Raw genomic sequence first — 18,444 nt, 5'->3', positions numbered from 1 at the left:
CCCCATGTCCCCAGTCCCCCTGACGGTCCGGTCCCCCGGCCTCGTGCTCGCTTTGCTGTTGGCGTGCGCCATGGGCTGCGCGATGGGCGACTCGGAAGCGCCCTTCATCCACGGCGGAGGCCCGGATGCCGCGTGCACGGTGGATCAGGACTGCGCGGATCCGTCCCTCTTCTTCTGCAACACCGCCCTGTCGCGCTGCGAGGCCGCGTGCCGGAGCGACGACGACTGTTCGGTGAGGCGCCGGGGACAGCAGCACGCCATCCTCGACTGTGAGCTCCAGTCGCTGGGCTGTCGCTGTGACGCGAACCGCTGTGTCCCCGCCCTCTGCACCGGGGATGACGCCTGCGAGGAGGGTGAGGTGTGCCGCGACGGCACCTGCGGCCAGCCCCTCCCGGAGGACCTCGCCACCGTTTGTCGTGTGGTGCCGGAGCGCGTCGTCGCGCCCGTGGGCACCTCCGTGCGCTTCGAGGCCTGGGTGTCCGACGCCAAGGGGCAGGCCGTCGTCCTCGGCGAGGGCATCACCTGGAAGGCCGTGACCGCGCTCGTGACGGGGACTGGCGCGGGCCCCAGCGCCACCTTCACGCTGGCCTCGCCCGGCGCGGAGGCCGAAGCGGTGGAGGCCCGCGTGGGGAAGGCCACCTGCCGCGCGCGCATCACCGTGTTGCCCCCCCATGTCGACCCGGAACAACTGCGGGTGCTGGTGACGGATGCGCTCACCGGGTATCCCGTCAAGGGAGCGTCCGTGCTGGTGTCGGACACGCTGGGCCAGACGCTGGCCCGCGAGGCGACGGACGCGGTGGGCGTGGCCGTGGTCGCCGCGCGCGGCGAGGTGGGCGTGTCCGTGTTCCACGAGGACTTCGGCTACCTCACGCTGGCCCACTACGACGTGAAGGGCTCGCGCGATCTGCGCCTGCCCCTGCGCCGCAATCCAGCGGACCGCGTGGGTGGGGTGCGCTCGGTGTTCAACAACTTCGCTCCGGTGGGTTCCGGGGGCGCGCTGGCCCTGGGATTCACGGGCCTGTCGGTGCCGGGGCTCGCGTCGGAAGCGGCCCCCGGTCAGGTGATGGGCCCCGAGCGGCCGGTGGACTTGAAGCTGGGGGGCGCGACGCGCCGGTTCCAGGTGCCCGACAACCTCTGGGTGTTCGGACTGGGCGTCTTGGCGCAGCCCGATATCACCGCGCCTGGAATCGCCGGCGTCTGTGATGCCCGGCTGCTCGATGTGGCGGAGCCGGAGGAGGCCATGCGCACGGGCGCCTGTGGCACGCGCTCCGCCTGGGCCCTCACCGCGCAGGTGCCGTCGGGCGAGCTTCCGGCGGGCATGATGGATCCGGGGACGGATCCGCTGCTGCTCCTGGCGCGCGCGCTGCCCCAGTCCGGGCGGTTCTCCTCGTCGATCATTCGCGACGTGCAGTTCACGCTGCGTTCCCCGGGCGGGGGAGAGGCGGTGCGCACCACGCCGGTGACGCATGACTTCCGGCAGGTGCCGCTGGGCTTCCCCTTCGTCGTGCGCGTGCCCGCGCTGCCCCTGCTCCGCGAGGGCTACCCGGAGCGCGCCCTGGTGCTGGGCACGGTGGCCGTGCCCGGCCGGGGACTCGTTCCGCTGGGCCTGGGCGCCGCCGTCAACGCCAACCCGTCGGATCCGCTCACGGACACCCAGCCGGGCCTCCTGACCCCGGGCTTCGTGCGCGTGCGCATGGCCCCGGCGCACCATGGACTTGAGGGGCAGCCCTACCGGTTGCTCGCGCTGGCGTCGTCGGGCCCCCTGACGGGTGAAGTGCCCGCGGGCGCCGCCACCAGCGCGGTGTTCGCCCCCCTGGATGCGCCCCGGTTTGATCCGGAGGGCACGCAGCCGGTGACGTTCTCCGACGCCTTCCTCTCCGTCCCGGAAGGCTCCCGCTACAACCCGGACCTGTTGCCGTGGCACGGGCTGCTGCCCCGCGAGTGGCGCCTGGACGCCACGGTGCCGCTGGCGACCGTCGTGCGCACGACCTTCACCAACGCGGCCGGACGGCGCTGGACCGTGGTGATGGATGGCCGCCGCGCGGTGTCCGGCGTGCGCCTGCCCGTGCCGCCGTCCGGCCTGGAGGACCGCACCTTCCAGGGCGACACGGAAGGCTCGCGCGCCTCGCTGTCGGTGGAGGCCCTGCGCGTGACGACGGACGAGGGGATTTCGCTCGGCGCCCCGGCGCTGGCGGAGTCCGGGGGACTGTCTCCGGAAGCGCTCGCGGAGGCGACTCGCTCCATGTCCACGCTGCACCAGGGCCGACCCCAGGTGCTGTGGGTGGATCCAGGGGAGGGGGCGTCGCTGACGCGCGGTGCCACCGTGCGGGTGCGGGTGGACGGCTTCCGCGTGGGGCCCGCGCTCACCGATGACGGTGGGGTGCTGCTCTCCGTGCGCGGTGGCGGCCCGGGCTGTGACGGCCTGTGGCTGTCGAGCGACCTGGCTTCGCGGTCGGGCGAGGTGGCGCTCACGCTGCCCACCACGTGCTCGGGCGCGGAGGTGGTGCTCGCGGCGTCCCTGGTGGACGGGCTGCACCTGCCGCTGCGCCCGGCCGTCACCGCCGTTCGCACGGTTCGGGTGCCCTGACGTACCGGGGTGTCAGTGCTTCTACGACCTGGGAAGGCACCTGCGCCGGCCGTGAATTCGCTTTCACGATTTGCGCGGTGATACGTTTACCGACGCCATGGGCCAGAAGGAGACGGTCGTCACCGTCATCTCGAAGATCTCCGAGCGCCCCGTCAACCTGGACGCGGCGCTGGTGGTCATCTACGGCCTGGACCTGGGGCGTAAGTTCGACTTGAAGCGCGAGGAGACCCTGATTGGTCGCTCGTCCAAGGCGGACATCCAGATTGATCAGGAGGCGGTGAGCCGCAACCACGCGCGGATCACCAACACCACGAAGGGTGTGCGCATCGAGGACCTGGGCTCCACCAACGGCACGTTCGTCAACGACGACGTGGCGGCGGGAGGCCGGGCGCTGCAGAACGGCGACCTGGTGAAGATTGGCCGCACCATCTTCAAGTTCATCGCGGGCGGCAACATCGAGGCGGCGTACCACGACGAGATCTACCGGCTGACCACGATGGACGGCCTGACGCAGATCTACAACCGCCGCTACTTCGACGAGCAGTTGGACCGTGAAATCTCCCGCAGCCGCCGCTACGAGCGCACGCTGTCGCTGGTGATGCTGGACCTGGATCACTTCAAGGAGGTCAACGACACCTTCGGCCACCTCGCGGGCGACTCAGTGCTCAAGCAACTGGCGTCCACGGTGCGCACGCGCATCCGCCGCGAGGACGTGTTCGCCCGCTACGGCGGCGAGGAGTTCGCTCTGCTCCTGCCCGAAATCACCCTGGGCGGCGCGCGGCAACTCGCGGAGAAGGTGCGCAAGCTGGTGGAGCGGCAGCGCTTCGAGTTCGACAAGCAGGTCGTCCCCGTCACGCTGTCGGTGGGCGTGGCCACGCTGGAGCCGCACCACCGCGAGCCCGCGGAGCTGGTGCGCGCGGCGGACGAACGCCTCTACGAAGCGAAGACCCAGGGGCGCAACCGCGTCTGCGGCTGAGCCCCCGTCGTACCGGTCGCCAGGACCTCAGCCCGCGAACACGGAGCGGCGCTCGCGCAGCAGGGCCTGGAGCATGGACTGGATGGCTTCGCGGGTCTGTTCGGTGAGCCGCTGCACTTCGCCCAGGTCGTCCGCGGACTCCGGCGGCAGGCCCTCCATCGTCAGCGGTTCGCCGAAGCGGATGGTCCACTTGGCCGGCAGCGGACCCGGGGCCGTGAGCGGCAGTGACGGGAACCCGAGGAAGCCACCGGGCAGGCGGCCCAGCAGCGGGGAGGTCTCCTCCGCGCCGACGATGGCCACCGGGACGATGGGCGCGCCGGTGCGCAGGGCCAGCTTCACGAACCCACCGCGTCCGAAGCGCTTGAGGCGGTAGCGCTCCGCGAACGGCTTGCTCGCGCCCTGGTAGCCCTCCGGGAAGACGACCAGCGGCCGGTGTTCATCCAGCAGCCGCAGCGCGTTCTCCGGCGAGGCGCGCACGGCGCCCAGGCGGTTGAAGAGGGTGCCCAGCATGGGGGCGTGGAAGACCTGATCCTCCACCAGCCACCGCGCTTCGCGCAGGTCCGGGCGTTCACGCTGCAGCACCTGGGACATCACGAGGCCGTCATAGGGCAGGGCGCCGGAGTGGTTGGCGACGAGGATGGCCGCGCCCCGGGGCACGTGATCCACGCCCTCCACGGACACGCGCCAGTACTGCTCGTAGAGGAAGTCGAGGACCGGCTGGAGGTTCTCCACCAGCCCCGCGTCCTTGCCGTAGTCGTCCAGCCGGCTGCCACCGCCTGTGCCCAGGCCGGTGCGCACCGCTTCCATCAGGCCGTGCATCGCGCCGACCGCGCGCCCCAGGCCCTCGCTCGCGAGCGCCTGCCCGGCGATCTCCCTCGCCAGGGAGAACATTCCCGCCGCGCGCCCCGCGAACCCCTGGGGCTGGGCGGCCTCCTCAGTCCCAGCGAAGGCGGAGGCGCCCTGCTCCGGTTCGTCCCGGCGGACAGGTGCGTCGTCGGTCACGAGGGACAGGGGGATGCGCCGGCTGGGCGGCAGCTCGTCGTGGGACTCGTCCGGCAGTTCGACCTCCGGCTCCACGTTGGTCGGGACCGCGCCCGCGATGACGGAGACGGAGATGTGCACGCCGTCCTGCTCGCCGCGCTCCACGCCTTCGGCCAGGTCGTCCGCGGCCTGGGAACCGTTCGGGGACACGCTGTCCGGATCCCGTTGCCAGGCGTCGGCGGTCCACACCTCCTCCTCCTCGCCTTCGTCCTCGTCCAGCGCCTCCTCGGGAGGATTCACGGGCACGCTGTCCGGATCCCGTTGCCAGGCGTCGGCGGTCCACACCTCCTCTTCGTCCTCGTCCAGGTCGTGGGCATCGCCGTCCTCGGCGGTGGAGAGGGCGCGCTCTTCGGGGGCGGTGGCCTGGCGGTCCAACACCTCGTCCACGGCGACCCCGGCGGTGGCCTCGGCCACCTGGGTCGCGACGAGGGTGGCGAGGTCCCGTTCAGAGGCGATGCCGTGGCCGTCATCCAGGACCTGCCGCACCGCGGACTCGGCCAGTTCGGCGACGAGCTCCGTCGCGAGGACGCGCTCGATGCTCCGGTCCTGGCCCGGACGTCCCGGGAGCAGTTCGTCCACGGCGGTCTTCGCGGCGGCTTCCGCCGCGTCCGCGGCCAGGGCCTCCGTCATCGCGCGGTCCACCGTTCGCTCCTCGGGACGCACGGCGTGCACTTCCTCCGCGAACACCTGTGGCCGGGAGGGCGGCGAACCAGAGGCGGAGGGGTGGGGCGCGGCGGGCTCGCGCAGCAGCGCGGGCTCGTCACCCGGGTGGGCAGGGGCCAAGGTGCGGGACGACGGGGCGCCATGCCCGGGCTTGCCGGTCGGCGTGCCGCTGACGTCCCGCGAGGCCTGGGGGGATGCGTCCGCGCCGCGCGACGGGGGCGGAGTCCCGCGCTTGCCAGCCGCCTGGGCCTCGCGGGTCGTGTGCGGTGCCTTCGCGGTCCGCTCCTCGTGCTTCGGAGGCGACTCGGACGTCGCACCGCGCCCGTTCGCCCGCGCCTCGAACTTGTGGACCGCCACGGCGGGGGTCTTCGGGGCCGTCACGGCCGGTTTCGTGTCCGTGCTCCGACCCTTGCCGGCCTTCGGAGGCTTCGGGCTCTGGGCCGCCTTCGCGGATGCCTTCGCGCCGCGGGCCTTGCCCCCTGACTTCGCGCTCTTCCCGGCGCTGTCCTTCGCGCCCTTGGCGTTCTTCGACGCGGGCGCCTTCTTCTTCGCGGCCTTGTCCTCCCGCGCATCGTCCGTGCGAGGCGCTGCGCCCCGCTGGAAGGGATCATTCCCGAGGACACCCTTGGTCATGACTGGCTCCTTCGGAGCGCCGCGGCGGCGTCCTTGACGTGGTGGAGGGGCACGAACCCCAGGGCGGACTCGGCGCGCTCCCCGTCCGCGACCCAGGAGTAATGCATGTAGTCGAGCAGGGCCACCGGCAACGTGCCCGCCCCCATCACCCCGAGCGCGCGAAGTGCAGCACGAAACAACGGCCCCGGCAGGGGGAGCGGTTGCGCGCCTGCCTGTCGGATGAGCCCGGACAGGGGCAACACCCCGCGCCCCACGATGTTGAATTCTCCAGCCACCTCCGCCCTCAGGGCCAGGTGCAGCGCCCGGCCCGCGTCGTCCTCGTGGACCGCCTGCCAGAGCGGGTCGAAGCCCAGCAGCGTAGGCACCACGGCCTGGGTCAGCAGGCGCGTGGCTGGATTGTCCAGGCTCCGACCGAGCAGGGGCGCGAACCTGAGCACCAGCGTGTGCGTGTCCGGGTGCCGTTCGCGGAAGGCCCGCACCTGGCCCTCCACCTCCACCTTGTCGTTCACGAACCGGCTGTGCGGACAGCCGAACAGGGGCGAATTCTCCCGCAGCAGCGCGGGGTTGTTGCCCCGGGCCCCGTAGGTCGCGGTGAGCGACGGCACCACCAGCCGGGGCAGCTTCGCGCGGCCTGCCGCCGTCAGCACGTTCATCGTGCCGATGACCTCCAGCTCATGCGCCAGCGGGCCGTTGAGGATGGGACCGAAGAGGAAGGCCAGGTGGAAGAGGGCGTCCACGGGGCGCTCCGTGAGCGCATCCGTCAGCTCGCTTTCCGCGTCGTAACGGGTGAGGTCCACCCGGTGGAACTCGACCTTGCGGGTTCCTTCCGGTTCCTTGGTGTCGAGCACGAGGATGCTCTCCACGGCCGGGTCTGCTTCCAGTCTCGGCAGGAGCAGCTTGCCGTAGTCGCCATTGGCGCCTGTCACCGCGATGCGCATCGGGCCCTTGCCTGCTCGGATCACTTCCATTCGCAGGGTCGGGTGTTAGCCCAGCCGTCCCGGAATGTCAGCCGAGTGCGCCCGTGATGTTCTGGACAACGTCATCCAGGTGGCGGAGGGTCGAAGGTCGCCATGTCCCGAATCGCGCGCCTGAGCGACGTGCTCATCAACAAGATCGCCGCCGGCGAGGTGGTGGAACGCCCCGCCTCGGTGGTGAAGGAGCTGTGCGAGAACTCGCTCGACGCCGGCGCGCGCACCGTGCGCGTGGAACTGGAGGGCGGCGGTGTGGGCCGCATCACCATCTCCGACGACGGTCACGGGATGAACCGCGAGGACGCCACGCTCTGTCTGGAGCGCCACGCGACCAGCAAGCTGCGCGAACTGGACGATCTGTTCCACATCGACTCCATGGGGTTCCGGGGCGAGGCCATCCCCGCCATCGCCTCCGTGTCCCGCTTCACGCTGCACACCGCGGAGCCCGAAGCGCACGAGGGCACGAAGATCCACGTGGAGGGCGGAGGGCCGCCCACGGTGGAGGACGCGCCGCCCCGCGTGGGCACCGTCATCACCGTGGAGGACCTGTTCTTCAACGTGCCGGCGCGCCGCAAGTTCATGCGGCAGGGCGCCACCGAGCTCAAGCACTGCGAGGAGTCCGTGGTGCGCCTGGCGCTCGCGCATCCGGAGGTCGGCTTCTTCGCCACCCACGAAGGCCATGAGCTCTTCGCCAGCCCCGCCAGCGAACATGATCCGCGCGAGCGCATCGCCGCGGCGCTGGGCCCCGCGTCCTTCCCGCACCTGTTCCCGGTGGAGGAGCGGCGGCTGGGCGTGAGCGTGACGGGCTACCTCGCGTCGCCGGAATACACGCTGCCCAACGCGCGCGGCCTCTACACCTTCGTCAACCGCCGCTACATCCGCGACCGCGGCCTCATCAGCACCGTGCAGCGCGCGTTCCAGGACTTCCTGCCCGCGGGCCGCCAGCCGGTGGTGGTGCTGCACATCGACGTGGAGCCTCGCGCGGTGGACGTCAACGTGCACCCCCAGAAGCAGGAGGTGCGCTTCGCCGACGCCCGGGGTGTGCAGGACGCGGTGAGCGCCGCCCTCTCACGGGTCCTCCGCGCATCCCCCTGGCTGGGCACGCCCGAACAGCAGGCCGCCAACCCGCCGCCCCGGGACGCCGCGCACTACGCGCACGCCGTGGAGCGCTTCCTCACCCGCGCCCAGGAGGCCACCTGGGGCGCGCCCCTTCCCACCGCGATGGATGGCCCGGGGCCCTCGCAGCCCGCGCGTCCGTTGAGCCCGTCCTACTTCGCCCCTCCTGGAGGTGGCGCTCCGGGGCCGTTCCCGGGCCCCGCGATGCCGGGCCGCACGCTCGGGTTCGGTGAAGCGCAGCCGCAGCTCAACGAAGCCCCGCCCCCGGGCTACTTCGTCGCGCTGCGGCCCATGGGCCTGCTGGGCAGCCGCTTCCACGTCTGCGAAGGCCCTGGCGGCACGCTGGTGGTGTTGGATCCGCACGCCGCGCTGGAGCGTGCCCGCCTCACCGCGTACCTGCGCCGGCTGGACGAGGGGACGAAGGCCCCCGCGCCGTCGCTGTTCGGCACCACGGTGGAGCTGTCCCTGGCCGCGGTGAAGTCCCTGGTGGATGGCAGGGAGGCGCTGCTCCTGCTGGGCGTGGACGTGGAGCCCTTCGGTGGGACCGCGCTCGCGCTCAAGTCGGTGCCTCCGGGCCTGGAGGGCGTGGATCCCCGCGCGCTCCTGGAGGCCCTGTCGCGCGCGCTGCCGCCTCGCAGCGCCCCGCTGGATGTCACGAGCCTGGCGGAGGCCGTGCGCGTGATGGCCTGTCACGCCGCTCGCCGCGCCTCCGCCACGCCGCTCACCGATGCGCAGCTTCGTGCGCTCCTGGGTGAGTTGGATCGCGCGGACTTCACCCCACCGTGCACGCACGGCACGGTGGTGGTGTTGGAGATGCCCCTTTTGGAGCTGGAGCGCCGCGCCCGCTGATCAGGCCTTCGCGGCGATCTGCGCGCGCAGCGCCTCTTCCTTCGCCATCAGCTCGCCGGTGGGGTCGCTCGGCGCGAAGTCCTCCGCGGAGGCCACCTGGCGGATCTCGATCTCCCCTTCGACGAAGGGCACGCGTCGCGCCCAGGCGATGGCGTCCTCCTTCGACTTCACCTCGATGATCCAGAAGCCGGCGACCAGCTCCTTCGTTTCCGTGAACGGACCATCGACGACGAAGGTCTGCTTCCCCGAGAAGCGCACCCGCGCCCCCTTGGTGCTTGAATGGAGCCCTTCGCCCGCGAGCAGGACTCCGGCCTTCACCAGCTCCTCGTTGTACTTCCCCATGGCGACCAGCTCCTCGGTGGTGGGGAGCTTGCCGGATTCGCTTTCGGGACTGGCCTTCACGATCATCATGAAACGCATGGGATTGCCTCCTGTGGGCGGGAAGTGTGCCCTCCCGCGGGTTCATAGGTGCGTCGAACGAGGGGAGGGGAGATCGACACGCCGGATTTATTTTTCCTTTCGTTCAATGCTTGCCGCATCCGCGACGCCTCTGGGCCAGCTCCCACCGACTGTGGGAAATGAACCTCTCCCGACTCATCACCTACGATGGGGATTGGGGCCTGCGCCGTGTCATCCAGGGCGACGTGGTGTCGAATTCCTACTCGGCCGCGGTGCTGGCCGTCGCCCCTGGGAGTGGTCGGGTCCGGGCGGGAATGGGCATCCAGCGGAACACCCGGTCCTGGGGGCTCCAGGGCCCACCGCCCCGGACCTATTCCCTGGGGCCGTGGACGCCTTCGCCGGTGCTGACCGGGTCGCTCAAGGACTCCCGCTCCATCGACAGTGAGCTGGTGGAGACCTTGCGGCTCACCGTCGACTGAGCGCGCGCCGCCGTGCCCGGGTCGGAATGTTGACGGGGCAGGGGTCGGGGCTACGGTGTGCCACACGCCTGTAGCACCGGGCCGCGCGCGTCGCGCCGGCAGAAAGATCCGTGTCCTCCTCCGTGATGCTCCGCCGTGCGCCCCTGCTGCTCGCCCTGCTCTGCTCGCCCGCCTTCGCACAGGAGGAGGCAGAAGGTGACGCGCCCACCAATCTGGATGGCGTGGGTCGCATCACCGTGGAGGCCGGCTACCGGCTGACCTCCAACGCCACGCTGTATGAGTCCTGGTACGGCGCGAAGGGACCCGGCGCGGGCCTGGAGCGCGCGCCGGAATCCACCGGTGCCCCCGTGGGCGCGCTGACGTTCGCGTACGCCGTGTCGGACCTGGTGGAGCTGGGGCTGGACCTGTTCGGCTCGGCCCAGAACCTGCGCCTGACGGAGAGCCTGAGCGACGGCACCACCGTGTCGCGCAAGGTCAGCACGCTCTCGTACGGCCTGCTCGTGGGCCTGCGCTTCCAGGGCGTGCTGGACATCGGGCCGCAGGGGCTGGTGCCGTTCGTGGGCCTGCACACCGGGCCCACCGTCATCTCCTCCCAGCGCGAGGGCTCGGCGCTTCAGGAGAACGTGGGACAGGCCTGGGTGGGGTCGCTCGGCGCCACGCTGCGACTGTCCGCGAAGTGGGGCATCACCGCCGAATACCGCCTGATGTTCCTGCGCGGTCCGGTGGAGTCGCCCGACGCCGCGAAGTTCAAGGGACCCTTCAGCTTCAGCAACGGCGGCAACTGGTTCTCGCTGGGCGTGACTTATACGTTCCCACCGGATCCATCCCGGCCGCTGCCGACGTTCTAATCACTCCCAGGACACGGCGATCCGGGCAGGCAGGCACGCAGGCATCCAGGCGGTCGGGGAATGACCGTGGCGGACAGCTCTGTTGGGGAGCGGAAAAAGAACCCGCCCCTCATCCAGGAGAGTCCCCTAGCATGCGTGAGTCGGCCGAAGTCATTTCCGGTCCCAGGAAGATGTCCATGCCCCCCTCTGAATCGCCGAAGACCGATCTCGAGAAGGAGCTCTCAGAGCTTCGCCGGGAAGTCATCGAATCGCGCAACCTCGTCATCAAGACGGACAACCTGCTGAAGAACCTCCACGCGGAGGTGAAGGCTGTCGGCAAGCGTCACGAGGACTTCCAGAAGCGGCAGTGGATCTCCTCGGCGGTGGCCTACGCGCTGTTCGTGATTCTCGCCGTCGGTGGCGCCGTGTTGGTCAGTGGCGCGCGCAGCTCCAGCTCCACCAACGAGCGCGAGCGCCTGGAGAAGCAGGTCGCGGACCTGAGCACGCAGTTGGAGAAGCAGCGGGGCGATGCCACCGCGCACCTGACGGCCCAGCGCGCCGCGGGTGAGGTCTACAAGATGATGACCACGCTGCCCGGTGACGAGCGCCTCAAGGGCATCGACGCGCTGGTGAAGCTGGACACGCAGCGGCTGTCCTCGCTGGAGCGCCAGGCCCTCAATGACCGCGCCGCCAACCTGCGCCGCGAGACGGGCGACGCCGCCTTCGAGCGCGGCAAGCAGGCCTTCCGCCGCAATGAGATGAACGCGGTGGTGTCGGACCTGTCGCGCTTCCTCGCCATGAACCCCGGTGAGGCGGATGCGCTGGACGCGTCCTTCTTCCTGGGCACGGCGTACAACCAGTTGCGCCAGCACGACAAGGCGGTGCCGCTGCTGGCCCGCTTCGTGGACGGCGACAAGAAGTCCAAGACGCGCGACTACGCCATGCTGCTGCTCGCCCAGTCGTACCAGGAGACGGGCGCGTACGATAAGGCGGCGGACACGGTGCGCGACGCGCTGGCCACGTACCCGGCCACCCAGTACCTGTCGCAGTTCCGCGGCCGGCTCTCGTCCGCCAAGCGCGCGGCCTCCGGTGGTGACGCCGCGGCCCCCGCCGGTGTCCCGGGCGCGGCGGTTCCTGCCGCCCAGACGGCCGCTCCCGCGGGTCAGTAACCGGAATTCCCGGGACTGCTGCCGGGGGCCGTCCGCCCCTGGACGGCGGGAAACGGAAGCATTGCCACCCGGGGTCCAGGGTCGTAAGACCTGGACCCCGTGTCCGCTCCCGAACCCCGGAAAGACCCCCGCTTCCGCAGCTTCCGTGGCGCCGCGTATGGGGTCCACATCACGCTGTCCACGCTGTTCTCGCTGTGGATGATCTGGAACGTGGGGCACTCCGTGGCGGCGATGACGCCCGAGCGACCCCCGGCCGTGACGCCGCCGCTCACCGTGCGCGAGTGTCTGGACGCCGCGGACCGCCACTGGAAGGACCTGGAGGCCGAGCGCGAGAAGCTCGTGCACGTGCTGCCCGCGCGCAAGGTCGACCAGGAGTGGATGCGCTACCGCACCGAATGGCTCACGCGCCTGCGCAAGTCCGAATCCGAGTGCGCGCTGGACTCGCGTGACCCCGCTCGGGGCGAGCTGCGCGCCGTCTACAAGCAGCTCGCGAAGGTGCAGGACCTCTACACCATCCACGCGGTGCAGTACGCGAGCGAGGTGGGCGGTGCGGTGGACGCGCTGCACGCCGCCTTCGACACCGCGCGCCGCGACAGCAACAGCAAGCTGCCCTGAAGCCGCTTCAGCGGGTGGGCAGCACGGTGGAGTACCGCCCCGTGCTGTCGGACACCGTCTGCGCCAGCAGCAGGGAGGCGGGCCGTCCCGCCACCGTCACCACGCGGAAGAAGCGCACGGAAGCGTTCGCCGCGATGCCGTCCGGCGCCACCGCGGGATCCGGCGGCAGGGTGATGCGGCCGCTCAATGAACGTCCCCGCGACAGCGTGAAGGGCACCAGCTCCAGTTGTTCCTCCTCCTGCGTCCGGGGCGGCACGGAGACGAAGCGGCTGACGCGCGGCAGGTTCTCCCCGGGCAGGAAGTCCAGCCGGTACTCGCCTGGATCCAGCTCCAGCCGGAAGCCTCCCAGCGCGTCGGTGGTGAGGGGGACCTCGAAGCCCATGGGCGGCTGGGGCCAGCCGGACAGCGCGCCCACCGGCTCCGCCACGATGCGCACGCCCGACGCGGGGGCGCTGCCGTCGGGCTGGCGCACGGTGCCCGTCACCGTCATGCGCGAAGGACAGCTCACCTCCGGCAGGGCGGTGTCCCGCGGAGGGACCCTCACCGGCTGGAGCGTGAGGCGCGCCGCGGAGGTGGGCGGCGGGACGATGACCAGCGTGAGCGGAGCGTCGGGCGCACCGGGCAGGGTCTGGAGCTGGTAGCGGCCGTCCTTGTCCGTCAGCACGGGCACGCCCTGGAAGGTGCCTCCACCGTTCACCCGGCCCTGTAGCGAGACGCGGGCTCCGGCGATGGGCACCCCGCGTGCGCCCTCCAGCACCTGGCCCTCCACGCGCACCGACGCCCCCGGGTCGCCCAGCTCCAGCGTCGCGAGTGGGCTGTTGGACGGCTCCACCACGAACGTCTTTGACGGCAGCAGGTCCCCGGCGTTCACCGGCGACACGCGCAGGAGCACCGTGGGGCGCGCGGCGTCCTCCACGCTGAGCGCCAGCCGGAACGCGCCCGTGGCCCGGGTGATGCGCGCGCGCTGGGACAGGGGGCGCAGCAATTCATCCAGCGCCTGCACCTCCAGGTCCGCGTCCACGCGCTGGGTGCCCTGGAGCACCAGCGTCCCCGTGAGCGACACGAGCCGGGCCGGCCCGGGCAGCTCGAACGCCACCGTGCCGCCGGTGCCCGGATCCACCGACGTGGTGCGCAGCAGCGGGGGCAGGGTGGGGTCCACCGGCGTGAGCGTCACCGTGTAGTCGCCACTGCCCACGGGCAGCACCCACGCGCCGTTGTCCGGGACGAGCGTCGTTTCATACCGCCGCGCGACGCCCGGGATGAGGCGGGACTCCCCGGTGGCGAGCAGGTGGATGGGCTCGTGGTAGGCGGCTGGCGTCGTGCCGCCGTCCGCGTCGGGGACGCTGCCCCGCGACACCTCGCCCCTCAGGCGCACCGGGCTGAACAGCTCCAGGTTCTGCTCCGGACGCAGCCGGTCCACCGGGAAGTCCTGCGCGTGCAGCCCCGCCCGGGGGTGGGCCTGCACCTCCACGACGATGTCGCCGCCGGGGTTGCCGCAGCCGTCCACGAAGCACACCTGGCCCGCGGCGCACTCCGCGTCGGAGCGGCACACCAGTTGATCCGGCGGCTTGTCCTCGGGAAACAGGCCGCATCCGGCGCCCGACACCCAGAGCGCCAGGGCCAGGGTCCGGAGCGCGCGGCTCACTGGCAGTCCCCGACCACGGTGTTCACCACCCACGAATACGAGGTGACGAAGCCCGGGTTCTTCACGAGCCCGCCGTCCGCGAGGAACACCTCCTCGGGTGGATCCGGCTGGCGGTTGGTGAGGTGCCGGTCCGTCACCAGCGCCTCCACCAGGTGGATGCCCGGCGTGCCCAGCGGGTTGTTGGCCGAGCGCAGATCCATGTGCAGCGTGCCCCGGTCGTCGCGGCGCGGCTGGCCGGTGTTGGCCAGGACGATCTGCCGGTAGAAGCCCACGGGGTCGGACGGGTTGTAGTCCACGTACCACTCCACCGTGAGGCGGTCGTCCACGTCCAGGTCCTCCACCACCACGCTGAAGTCCTGCGTGCAGGTGCCCACGCCGAAGGCGCGCAGGATGCGCTCGGAGGGCTCCACCTGCTCCTCCACGATGCGCGGCGGCCGGTTCTTGAACTCCGGCACGCCCTCCAGCAGCGCTTCATCCTGGGGGATGAGGCAGCCGGAGCCCACCGCGAGCGAAGCCGCGCCCAGGCCCGCCAAGAGCGGCTTGAGGATGCCCCGGTGCTTTCGCGTCGCGTGCGGATGCATGGTGGGAAGGAAGCTGGAGCCTACAGCAATTCTTCCCCCTCCTCGGGGGGCAGGGGCCGGCCCGTCTTCTCCGCCTCCAGCTTCTCCAGGTGGCGGAAGATGGTGCGTGGATCCACGCCCAGGTCCTTGGCCGTCTTGGTGCGGTTGCCGTTGTTCCGGGCCAGCACCTCGTTGATGTAACGCTTCTGGAACTCTTCCTTGGCCTGGAGCAGCGGCATGATGGGCTCCAGGTTCTCCGGCTTGAGGTCCAGGTCGTCCGGGCCCAAGAGCGGCTTGTCCGCCAGCACCACCGCCTTCTTCAGGCGGTTCTCCAACTCGCGGATGTTGCCGGGCCAGCCGTACTTCTTCATCGCCACGGCGGCGGCGGGCGTGAAGCCGCGGGCCTTGGCGCTGAACTCGCGCGAATACTTCTGGAGGAAGAAGCGGCCCAGGACGATGACGTCCTCGCCACGCTCGCGCAGCGGCGGCAGCTTCACGGTGACGACGTTGAGGCGGTAGTAGAGGTCCTCGCGGAACGCGTTGCGCTTGACCTCTTCCTCCAGGATCTTGTTGGTCGCGGCCACCACGCGGATGTCCACCGGCTCGCCGCGATTCTCTCCGACCTTGTAGACGATCTTGTCCTGGAGGGCGCGCAGCAGCTTCACCTGGAGCTGGAGCGGCATCTCTCCGATTTCGTCCAGGAAGAGGGTGCCGCCGATGGCCGCCTGGAACTTGCCGGGCCGGGTGGCCACCGCGCCGGTGAAGGCGCCCTTGGCGTGGCCGAACAGCTCGCTCTCCAGCAGGTTCTCCGGGATGGCGCCGCAGTTCACCGTGATGAACGGGCCCTTCACGCGCGGCGAGCGGCGGTGGATCTCCCGGGCGATGAGCTCCTTGCCGGTGCCCGTCTCGCCGGTGATGAGGACGGAGATGTCCGTGGGCGCGATCTTGTCGATGCGCTTGTACACGTCCCGCATGCCCTGACAGGCGCCCACGATGTCGCCGTAGCGCTGGTCCTCCAGCTTTCGGCGCAGCTCCGTGTTGTCGAGCTTCAGGTCGTTGACGAGCAGCGCGTTCTGCAACAGCAGCGACGCCTGCGCCGCGAACACCGTGAGCATGTCCAGGCTCTTGGGTTCGAAGCGGTTCACCAGCCTGTCGTTGCCTACGTAGAGCACGCCGAACAGGTCGCCCTTGTGCATCACGGGCACGCACATGACGGAGTGGACCTTGAGGTTCACCACCGACTCGCTGGCCTTGAACTCCGGCGCGTCCAGCGCGTCCGCGACGATGATGGCGCGCTGGTCCTTCACCACCTTGGCGATGATGGAGTCGGACAGCTTCTCCACCGCGTCCTCGATGTTCTCCCGGGCCACGTTGCGCGCGGCCTTCACGCGCGGCTCGCCGCTCTCCATCAGGATGAGGAAGCCCTTGTCGGCGCGCGTCACCTCGATGGCCTCGTCCAGCAGGCTTTCCAGGATGCGGTCCACATCGTAGGTGCCGGACAGCCGCTCGCTGAACGCGGTCAGCCGCTTGAGCAGGACAAGCTCCCGGCCCGCCACGCCGGGCAGTTCGGACGTGTGCGAATCCGACGACTGGGCGGCGCCAGCGGAGAGGGACACCTCGCGCTCGGGGACCTCGCGGCGCACGGATTCGCGGGGGGCGTCCTCGCGGGAGAAGGTGAGCTCGGTGCCGCCCACCTTGACCACGTCGCCGGTGGACAGCGCATGGTTGTCGCGCCGCTTGCCGTTGACGTGGAAGGTGGCGCCCAGGCTGCCCACTTCGTAGCGGGTGCCGTCGTAGGTGACGTGCAGGGCGTTGGGAGGAACGCTTCCGTCCTCCAGGGGCACGTCGTTGTCGGGTCCACGTCCCAGGCTGGTGATGCGCTTGAGCAGGGAGACCGTGCGGACCTTTCCATCGGGGGTGCGGACGGTGAGGCTGGCCATAAGCGGGAGGGTGTCCGGGGCTAGAACGTGAGGGAGAGACCGGCGCCCAGCCCACCCCGGGTGGAGTAGAGCCGCAGGCGCGGGGGTGGAACCATGGAGACGGCGGGAGGCTTCGACTCGGGGCGGGATTCCACGGTGGTGCTGGTCACCACCTGATCCTCGTGGTGGTAGACGGCGTCCACCACGCCCAGCGTGTACACGGTGTAGAAGCCGGTGGCGGACGCCAGTTTCAGCAACTGCCAGGTGTCCGCCTGCCGGGCGCGGTCGGTGGGGATGAAGCGCACCGGGATGGAGGCGCGGCCGTCCTCGTCCAGGACGTTGTCCAGGGTGATGAACCGCTCCTCGAAGAGCGAGTCGTACGCGAAGAACGCGATGATGCTGGTGATGGCGAGCGCGCCTTCCGTGGCCGCGAAGACGATGCCCATGCTGTTGCGGCCCTGCTGGAACTGACCGGCGCCGAACGGGACGAAGTTGACCAGGAAGTTGCGCTTCTCCACGGTGCGCACCGTCACCTGGCGGGCCAGCTCCTCCGCGCGGCGGCGCTGGGTCTCCAGGGCGACGCGCTCCTGTTCGCGGCGCTCGGCCTCCGTCTTCTCACGCTCCAGGCGCAGGCGCTGTTCCTGGCGGAGGAAGTCGCGCTCGCCGGCCATCTGGTTCTTCAGGTCCTCGAAGAAGGCGACGGCCGGGGGCGGGACGACGAAGGGGTCCAGGCTGAAGTCGGGATCCAACCGGAGCACGGCGCGCAGGTGGCGCTCGGCTTCCTCGGTGCGGTTCAGGTTGAAGGCGGACAGGCCCGCGAGCTTGTGCAGCTCCACCAGGTCTTCTTCCGGCAGGTCCCCTCGGTCGATGCGCTGGCCCGCGCGCTCCAGCACCTCCGCGTACTTGCCGTATTCGAAGGAGGAGCGCAGGGCGGCGACCTCCGGATCCGCGCTGGCCATCTGCGCGCGCGCGGACGCGGGGCCCATGAGGGCCAGCAGGAGCAGCAGGAGGCGCAGCGGGCCACGGCTCATTCGGGGGACAGGCTCCCGCGCAGGGTGGTGGGCTTGCCCGGCTCCAGCAGCACGACGCGCTTCTCCGTCCTGTACCCGGGGGAGGTGATCTCCACCTCCACGCGGTGCTGGAAGCTGGCGGGGCCCCGGGGCGAGCGGATGTCGAAGGGATGCTGGACGCTGTCGCGCGCGGCCTTCTCCACGTCGCCCACGCGCACGATGGCGTCCGGTGGCTGGTAGTCCATGGTGAGCTGCGAGGGCTTGAGCAGGGCGCGCAGCCGGAAGACGTTCTCGCCCTCGGGCTTCACGTCGATGGTCTCCGTCGCGTCCTCGCAGTACCCGCACGAGACGATGATGGTGTGCGGCCCTGGCGTCACGTGCACGTCGTGCTGCGCGAGCTGCTGCGGGCTGGCCGGGCCGCCGTCCACGCGGATGGAGCCGTAGGGCCGCACGAGGATGGACACGGGCATCCGGCCCGAACGGGCATGCTTCGTCGTGGGATCGTCCGTGGGCTCGACGCTGGCGACGAGGGGCTGACGCGGATTGCGCTCGGCGGAGGAGGGGAGCCCCGTGCCAGGACCGCCGCCGTTCGGCGCGCGCGGTGTCGCATCAGGATTGAGCGGGGGGACGAGGGTGTCGCGGCCGGACGTCGCCGGCCCGTTCGGGCCCTGCGGACCGGTGGCCTTGCCCGTGGGGTTCGAGCCCGTGGCTCCGCCCGCGATGGCGGGTCCATTGGGAGCGGTGGTGGATCCGCCAGTCCCCTGCGCGCCGTTGGGTGCACCGGTGCTTCCGCCCGCGGCCTGCGAACCCGCACCCACGGTTCCATCAGGTGCGCCGTTGGAGCCGCCCTGGACCCGCGGATCCGCCGTGCCACCCTTGCCGGCAGCCGTCGCGCCGCCACTCGCCGGACTCCTGTCCTGGGTCGTGGCCTGATCCGCTGCCTCATCGCGCGCGCGGTTCCACTGCCACCCGCCCACGCCCAACG

14 protein-coding genes and 1 pseudogene are annotated in these 18,444 nt (G+C 70.9%); 7 read left to right on the top strand and 8 right to left on the bottom strand.

What is annotated here, in order from left to right:
• Nucleotides 1-2,587 (top strand): carboxypeptidase regulatory-like domain-containing protein (locus D7V88_RS25115; protein ID WP_208726453.1); only part of this gene is annotated, 2,587 nt, incomplete at its 5' end.
• Between the two features lie 97 nt (nt 2,588-2,684).
• Nucleotides 2,685-3,563, top strand: a complete 879-nt coding sequence (locus D7V88_RS25110) for a GGDEF domain-containing protein (RefSeq protein WP_120543181.1) — start codon at nt 2,685-2,687, stop codon at nt 3,561-3,563.
• Nucleotides 3,564-3,590: 27 nt separating this feature from the next.
• Here D7V88_RS25110 and D7V88_RS25105 read toward each other — a convergent pair whose 3' ends face one another.
• Nucleotides 3,591-5,900 carry a 1-acyl-sn-glycerol-3-phosphate acyltransferase gene (locus tag D7V88_RS25105; RefSeq protein WP_120543180.1) on the bottom strand — a complete coding sequence of 770 codons (2,310 nt, stop codon included), beginning with the start codon at nt 5,898-5,900 and terminating at the stop codon, nt 3,591-3,593.
• Nucleotides 5,897-6,868 carry an SDR family oxidoreductase gene (locus D7V88_RS25100; protein WP_120543179.1) on the bottom strand — a complete coding sequence of 324 codons (972 nt, stop codon included), beginning with the start codon at nt 6,866-6,868 and terminating at the stop codon, nt 5,897-5,899. Before D7V88_RS25100 ends, D7V88_RS25105 begins: the two co-directional genes overlap by 4 nt.
• Before the next feature lie 102 nt (nt 6,869-6,970).
• On the opposite strand from D7V88_RS25100, the gene mutL reads away from it, so the two are divergent.
• Complete coding sequence (mutL, locus tag D7V88_RS25095) at nt 6,971-8,836, top strand: DNA mismatch repair endonuclease MutL (RefSeq protein ID WP_120543178.1); 1,866 nt, start codon at nt 6,971-6,973, stop codon at nt 8,834-8,836.
• Here mutL and D7V88_RS25090 read toward each other — a convergent pair whose 3' ends face one another.
• Entirely contained in the window at nt 8,837-9,256 is a 420-nt protein-coding gene (locus tag D7V88_RS25090) for a YciI family protein (protein WP_120543177.1), read from the bottom strand.
• A 158-nt stretch (nt 9,257-9,414) separates the two neighbouring features.
• Here D7V88_RS25090 and D7V88_RS25085 point away from each other — a divergent pair, with 158 nt between their 5' ends.
• The 4 genes from D7V88_RS25085 (at nt 9,415) to D7V88_RS25070 (ending at nt 12,325) form a co-directional block, all read left to right on the top strand.
• Nucleotides 9,415-9,714 carry a hypothetical protein gene (locus D7V88_RS25085; protein ID WP_120543176.1) on the top strand — a complete coding sequence of 100 codons (300 nt, stop codon included), beginning with the start codon at nt 9,415-9,417 and terminating at the stop codon, nt 9,712-9,714.
• Between the two features lie 110 nt (nt 9,715-9,824).
• Nucleotides 9,825-10,562, top strand: a complete 738-nt coding sequence (locus D7V88_RS25080; RefSeq protein ID WP_244238381.1) for a hypothetical protein — start codon at nt 9,825-9,827, stop codon at nt 10,560-10,562.
• A 176-nt stretch (nt 10,563-10,738) separates the two neighbouring features.
• Nucleotides 10,739-11,710: a tetratricopeptide repeat protein gene (locus D7V88_RS25075; RefSeq protein ID WP_244238380.1), complete on the top strand. Its 972-nt coding sequence runs from the start codon at nt 10,739-10,741 to the stop codon at nt 11,708-11,710.
• Nucleotides 11,711-11,809: 99 nt separating this feature from the next.
• Nucleotides 11,810-12,325 carry a hypothetical protein gene (locus D7V88_RS25070; RefSeq protein ID WP_208726451.1) on the top strand — a complete coding sequence of 172 codons (516 nt, stop codon included), beginning with the start codon at nt 11,810-11,812 and terminating at the stop codon, nt 12,323-12,325.
• Nucleotides 12,326-12,332: 7 nt separating this feature from the next.
• Here D7V88_RS25070 and D7V88_RS25065 read toward each other — a convergent pair whose 3' ends face one another.
• The 5 genes and pseudogenes from D7V88_RS25065 to D7V88_RS25045 all read right to left on the bottom strand — a co-directional run.
• A complete protein-coding gene (locus tag D7V88_RS25065) occupies nt 12,333-13,970 on the bottom strand; it encodes a carboxypeptidase regulatory-like domain-containing protein (protein WP_244238379.1) in 1,638 nt (545 codons plus the stop codon).
• Complete coding sequence (locus D7V88_RS25060) at nt 13,967-14,551, bottom strand: hypothetical protein (RefSeq protein ID WP_120543172.1); 585 nt, start codon at nt 14,549-14,551, stop codon at nt 13,967-13,969. The genes D7V88_RS25065 and D7V88_RS25060 overlap by 4 nt, the downstream gene beginning before the upstream one ends.
• A 20-nt stretch (nt 14,552-14,571) precedes the next feature.
• Nucleotides 14,572-16,470: a sigma 54-interacting transcriptional regulator gene (locus tag D7V88_RS25055; protein WP_120543171.1), complete on the bottom strand. Its 1,899-nt coding sequence runs from the start codon at nt 16,468-16,470 to the stop codon at nt 14,572-14,574.
• A 20-nt stretch (nt 16,471-16,490) separates the two neighbouring features.
• On the bottom strand, nt 16,491-17,480 hold the full coding sequence (locus D7V88_RS25050) for a tetratricopeptide repeat protein (RefSeq protein WP_120543170.1): 990 nt from the start codon (nt 17,478-17,480) through the stop codon (nt 16,491-16,493).
• Nucleotides 17,477-18,444: pseudogene (locus D7V88_RS25045) on the bottom strand (serine/threonine-protein kinase); the annotation flags it as partial. The pseudogene D7V88_RS25045 and the gene D7V88_RS25050, both read right to left, overlap by 4 nt.

Source organism: Corallococcus terminator (assembly GCF_003611635.1).
Lineage (GTDB): Bacteria > Myxococcota > Myxococcia > Myxococcales > Myxococcaceae > Corallococcus > Corallococcus terminator.
The sequence above is the reverse complement of the archived record's forward strand: the minus strand, read 5'-3'. Positions and strand labels throughout refer to the sequence as shown.

Bases quoted from the DNA above. Each gene is read 5' to 3' on its own strand.
- D7V88_RS25055 (WP_120543171.1), bottom strand. From the start codon at position 16,470: ATGGCCAGCCTCACCGTCCGCACCCCCGATGGAAAGGTCCGCACGGTC.
- D7V88_RS25105 (WP_120543180.1), bottom strand. From the start codon at position 5,900: ATGACCAAGGGTGTCCTCGGGAATGATCCCTTCCAGCGGGGCGCAGCG.
- D7V88_RS25090 (WP_120543177.1), bottom strand. From the start codon at position 9,256: ATGCGTTTCATGATGATCGTGAAGGCCAGTCCCGAAAGCGAATCCGGC.
- D7V88_RS25060 (WP_120543172.1), bottom strand. From the start codon at position 14,551: ATGCATCCGCACGCGACGCGAAAGCACCGGGGCATCCTCAAGCCGCTC.
- mutL (WP_120543178.1), top strand. From the start codon at position 6,971: ATGTCCCGAATCGCGCGCCTGAGCGACGTGCTCATCAACAAGATCGCC.
- D7V88_RS25100 (WP_120543179.1), bottom strand. From the start codon at position 6,868: ATGGAAGTGATCCGAGCAGGCAAGGGCCCGATGCGCATCGCGGTGACA.
- D7V88_RS25050 (WP_120543170.1), bottom strand. From the start codon at position 17,480: ATGAGCCGTGGCCCGCTGCGCCTCCTGCTGCTCCTGCTGGCCCTCATG.
- D7V88_RS25075 (WP_244238380.1), top strand. From the start codon at position 10,739: ATGCCCCCCTCTGAATCGCCGAAGACCGATCTCGAGAAGGAGCTCTCA.
- D7V88_RS25085 (WP_120543176.1), top strand. From the start codon at position 9,415: ATGAACCTCTCCCGACTCATCACCTACGATGGGGATTGGGGCCTGCGC.
- D7V88_RS25110 (WP_120543181.1), top strand. From the start codon at position 2,685: ATGGGCCAGAAGGAGACGGTCGTCACCGTCATCTCGAAGATCTCCGAG.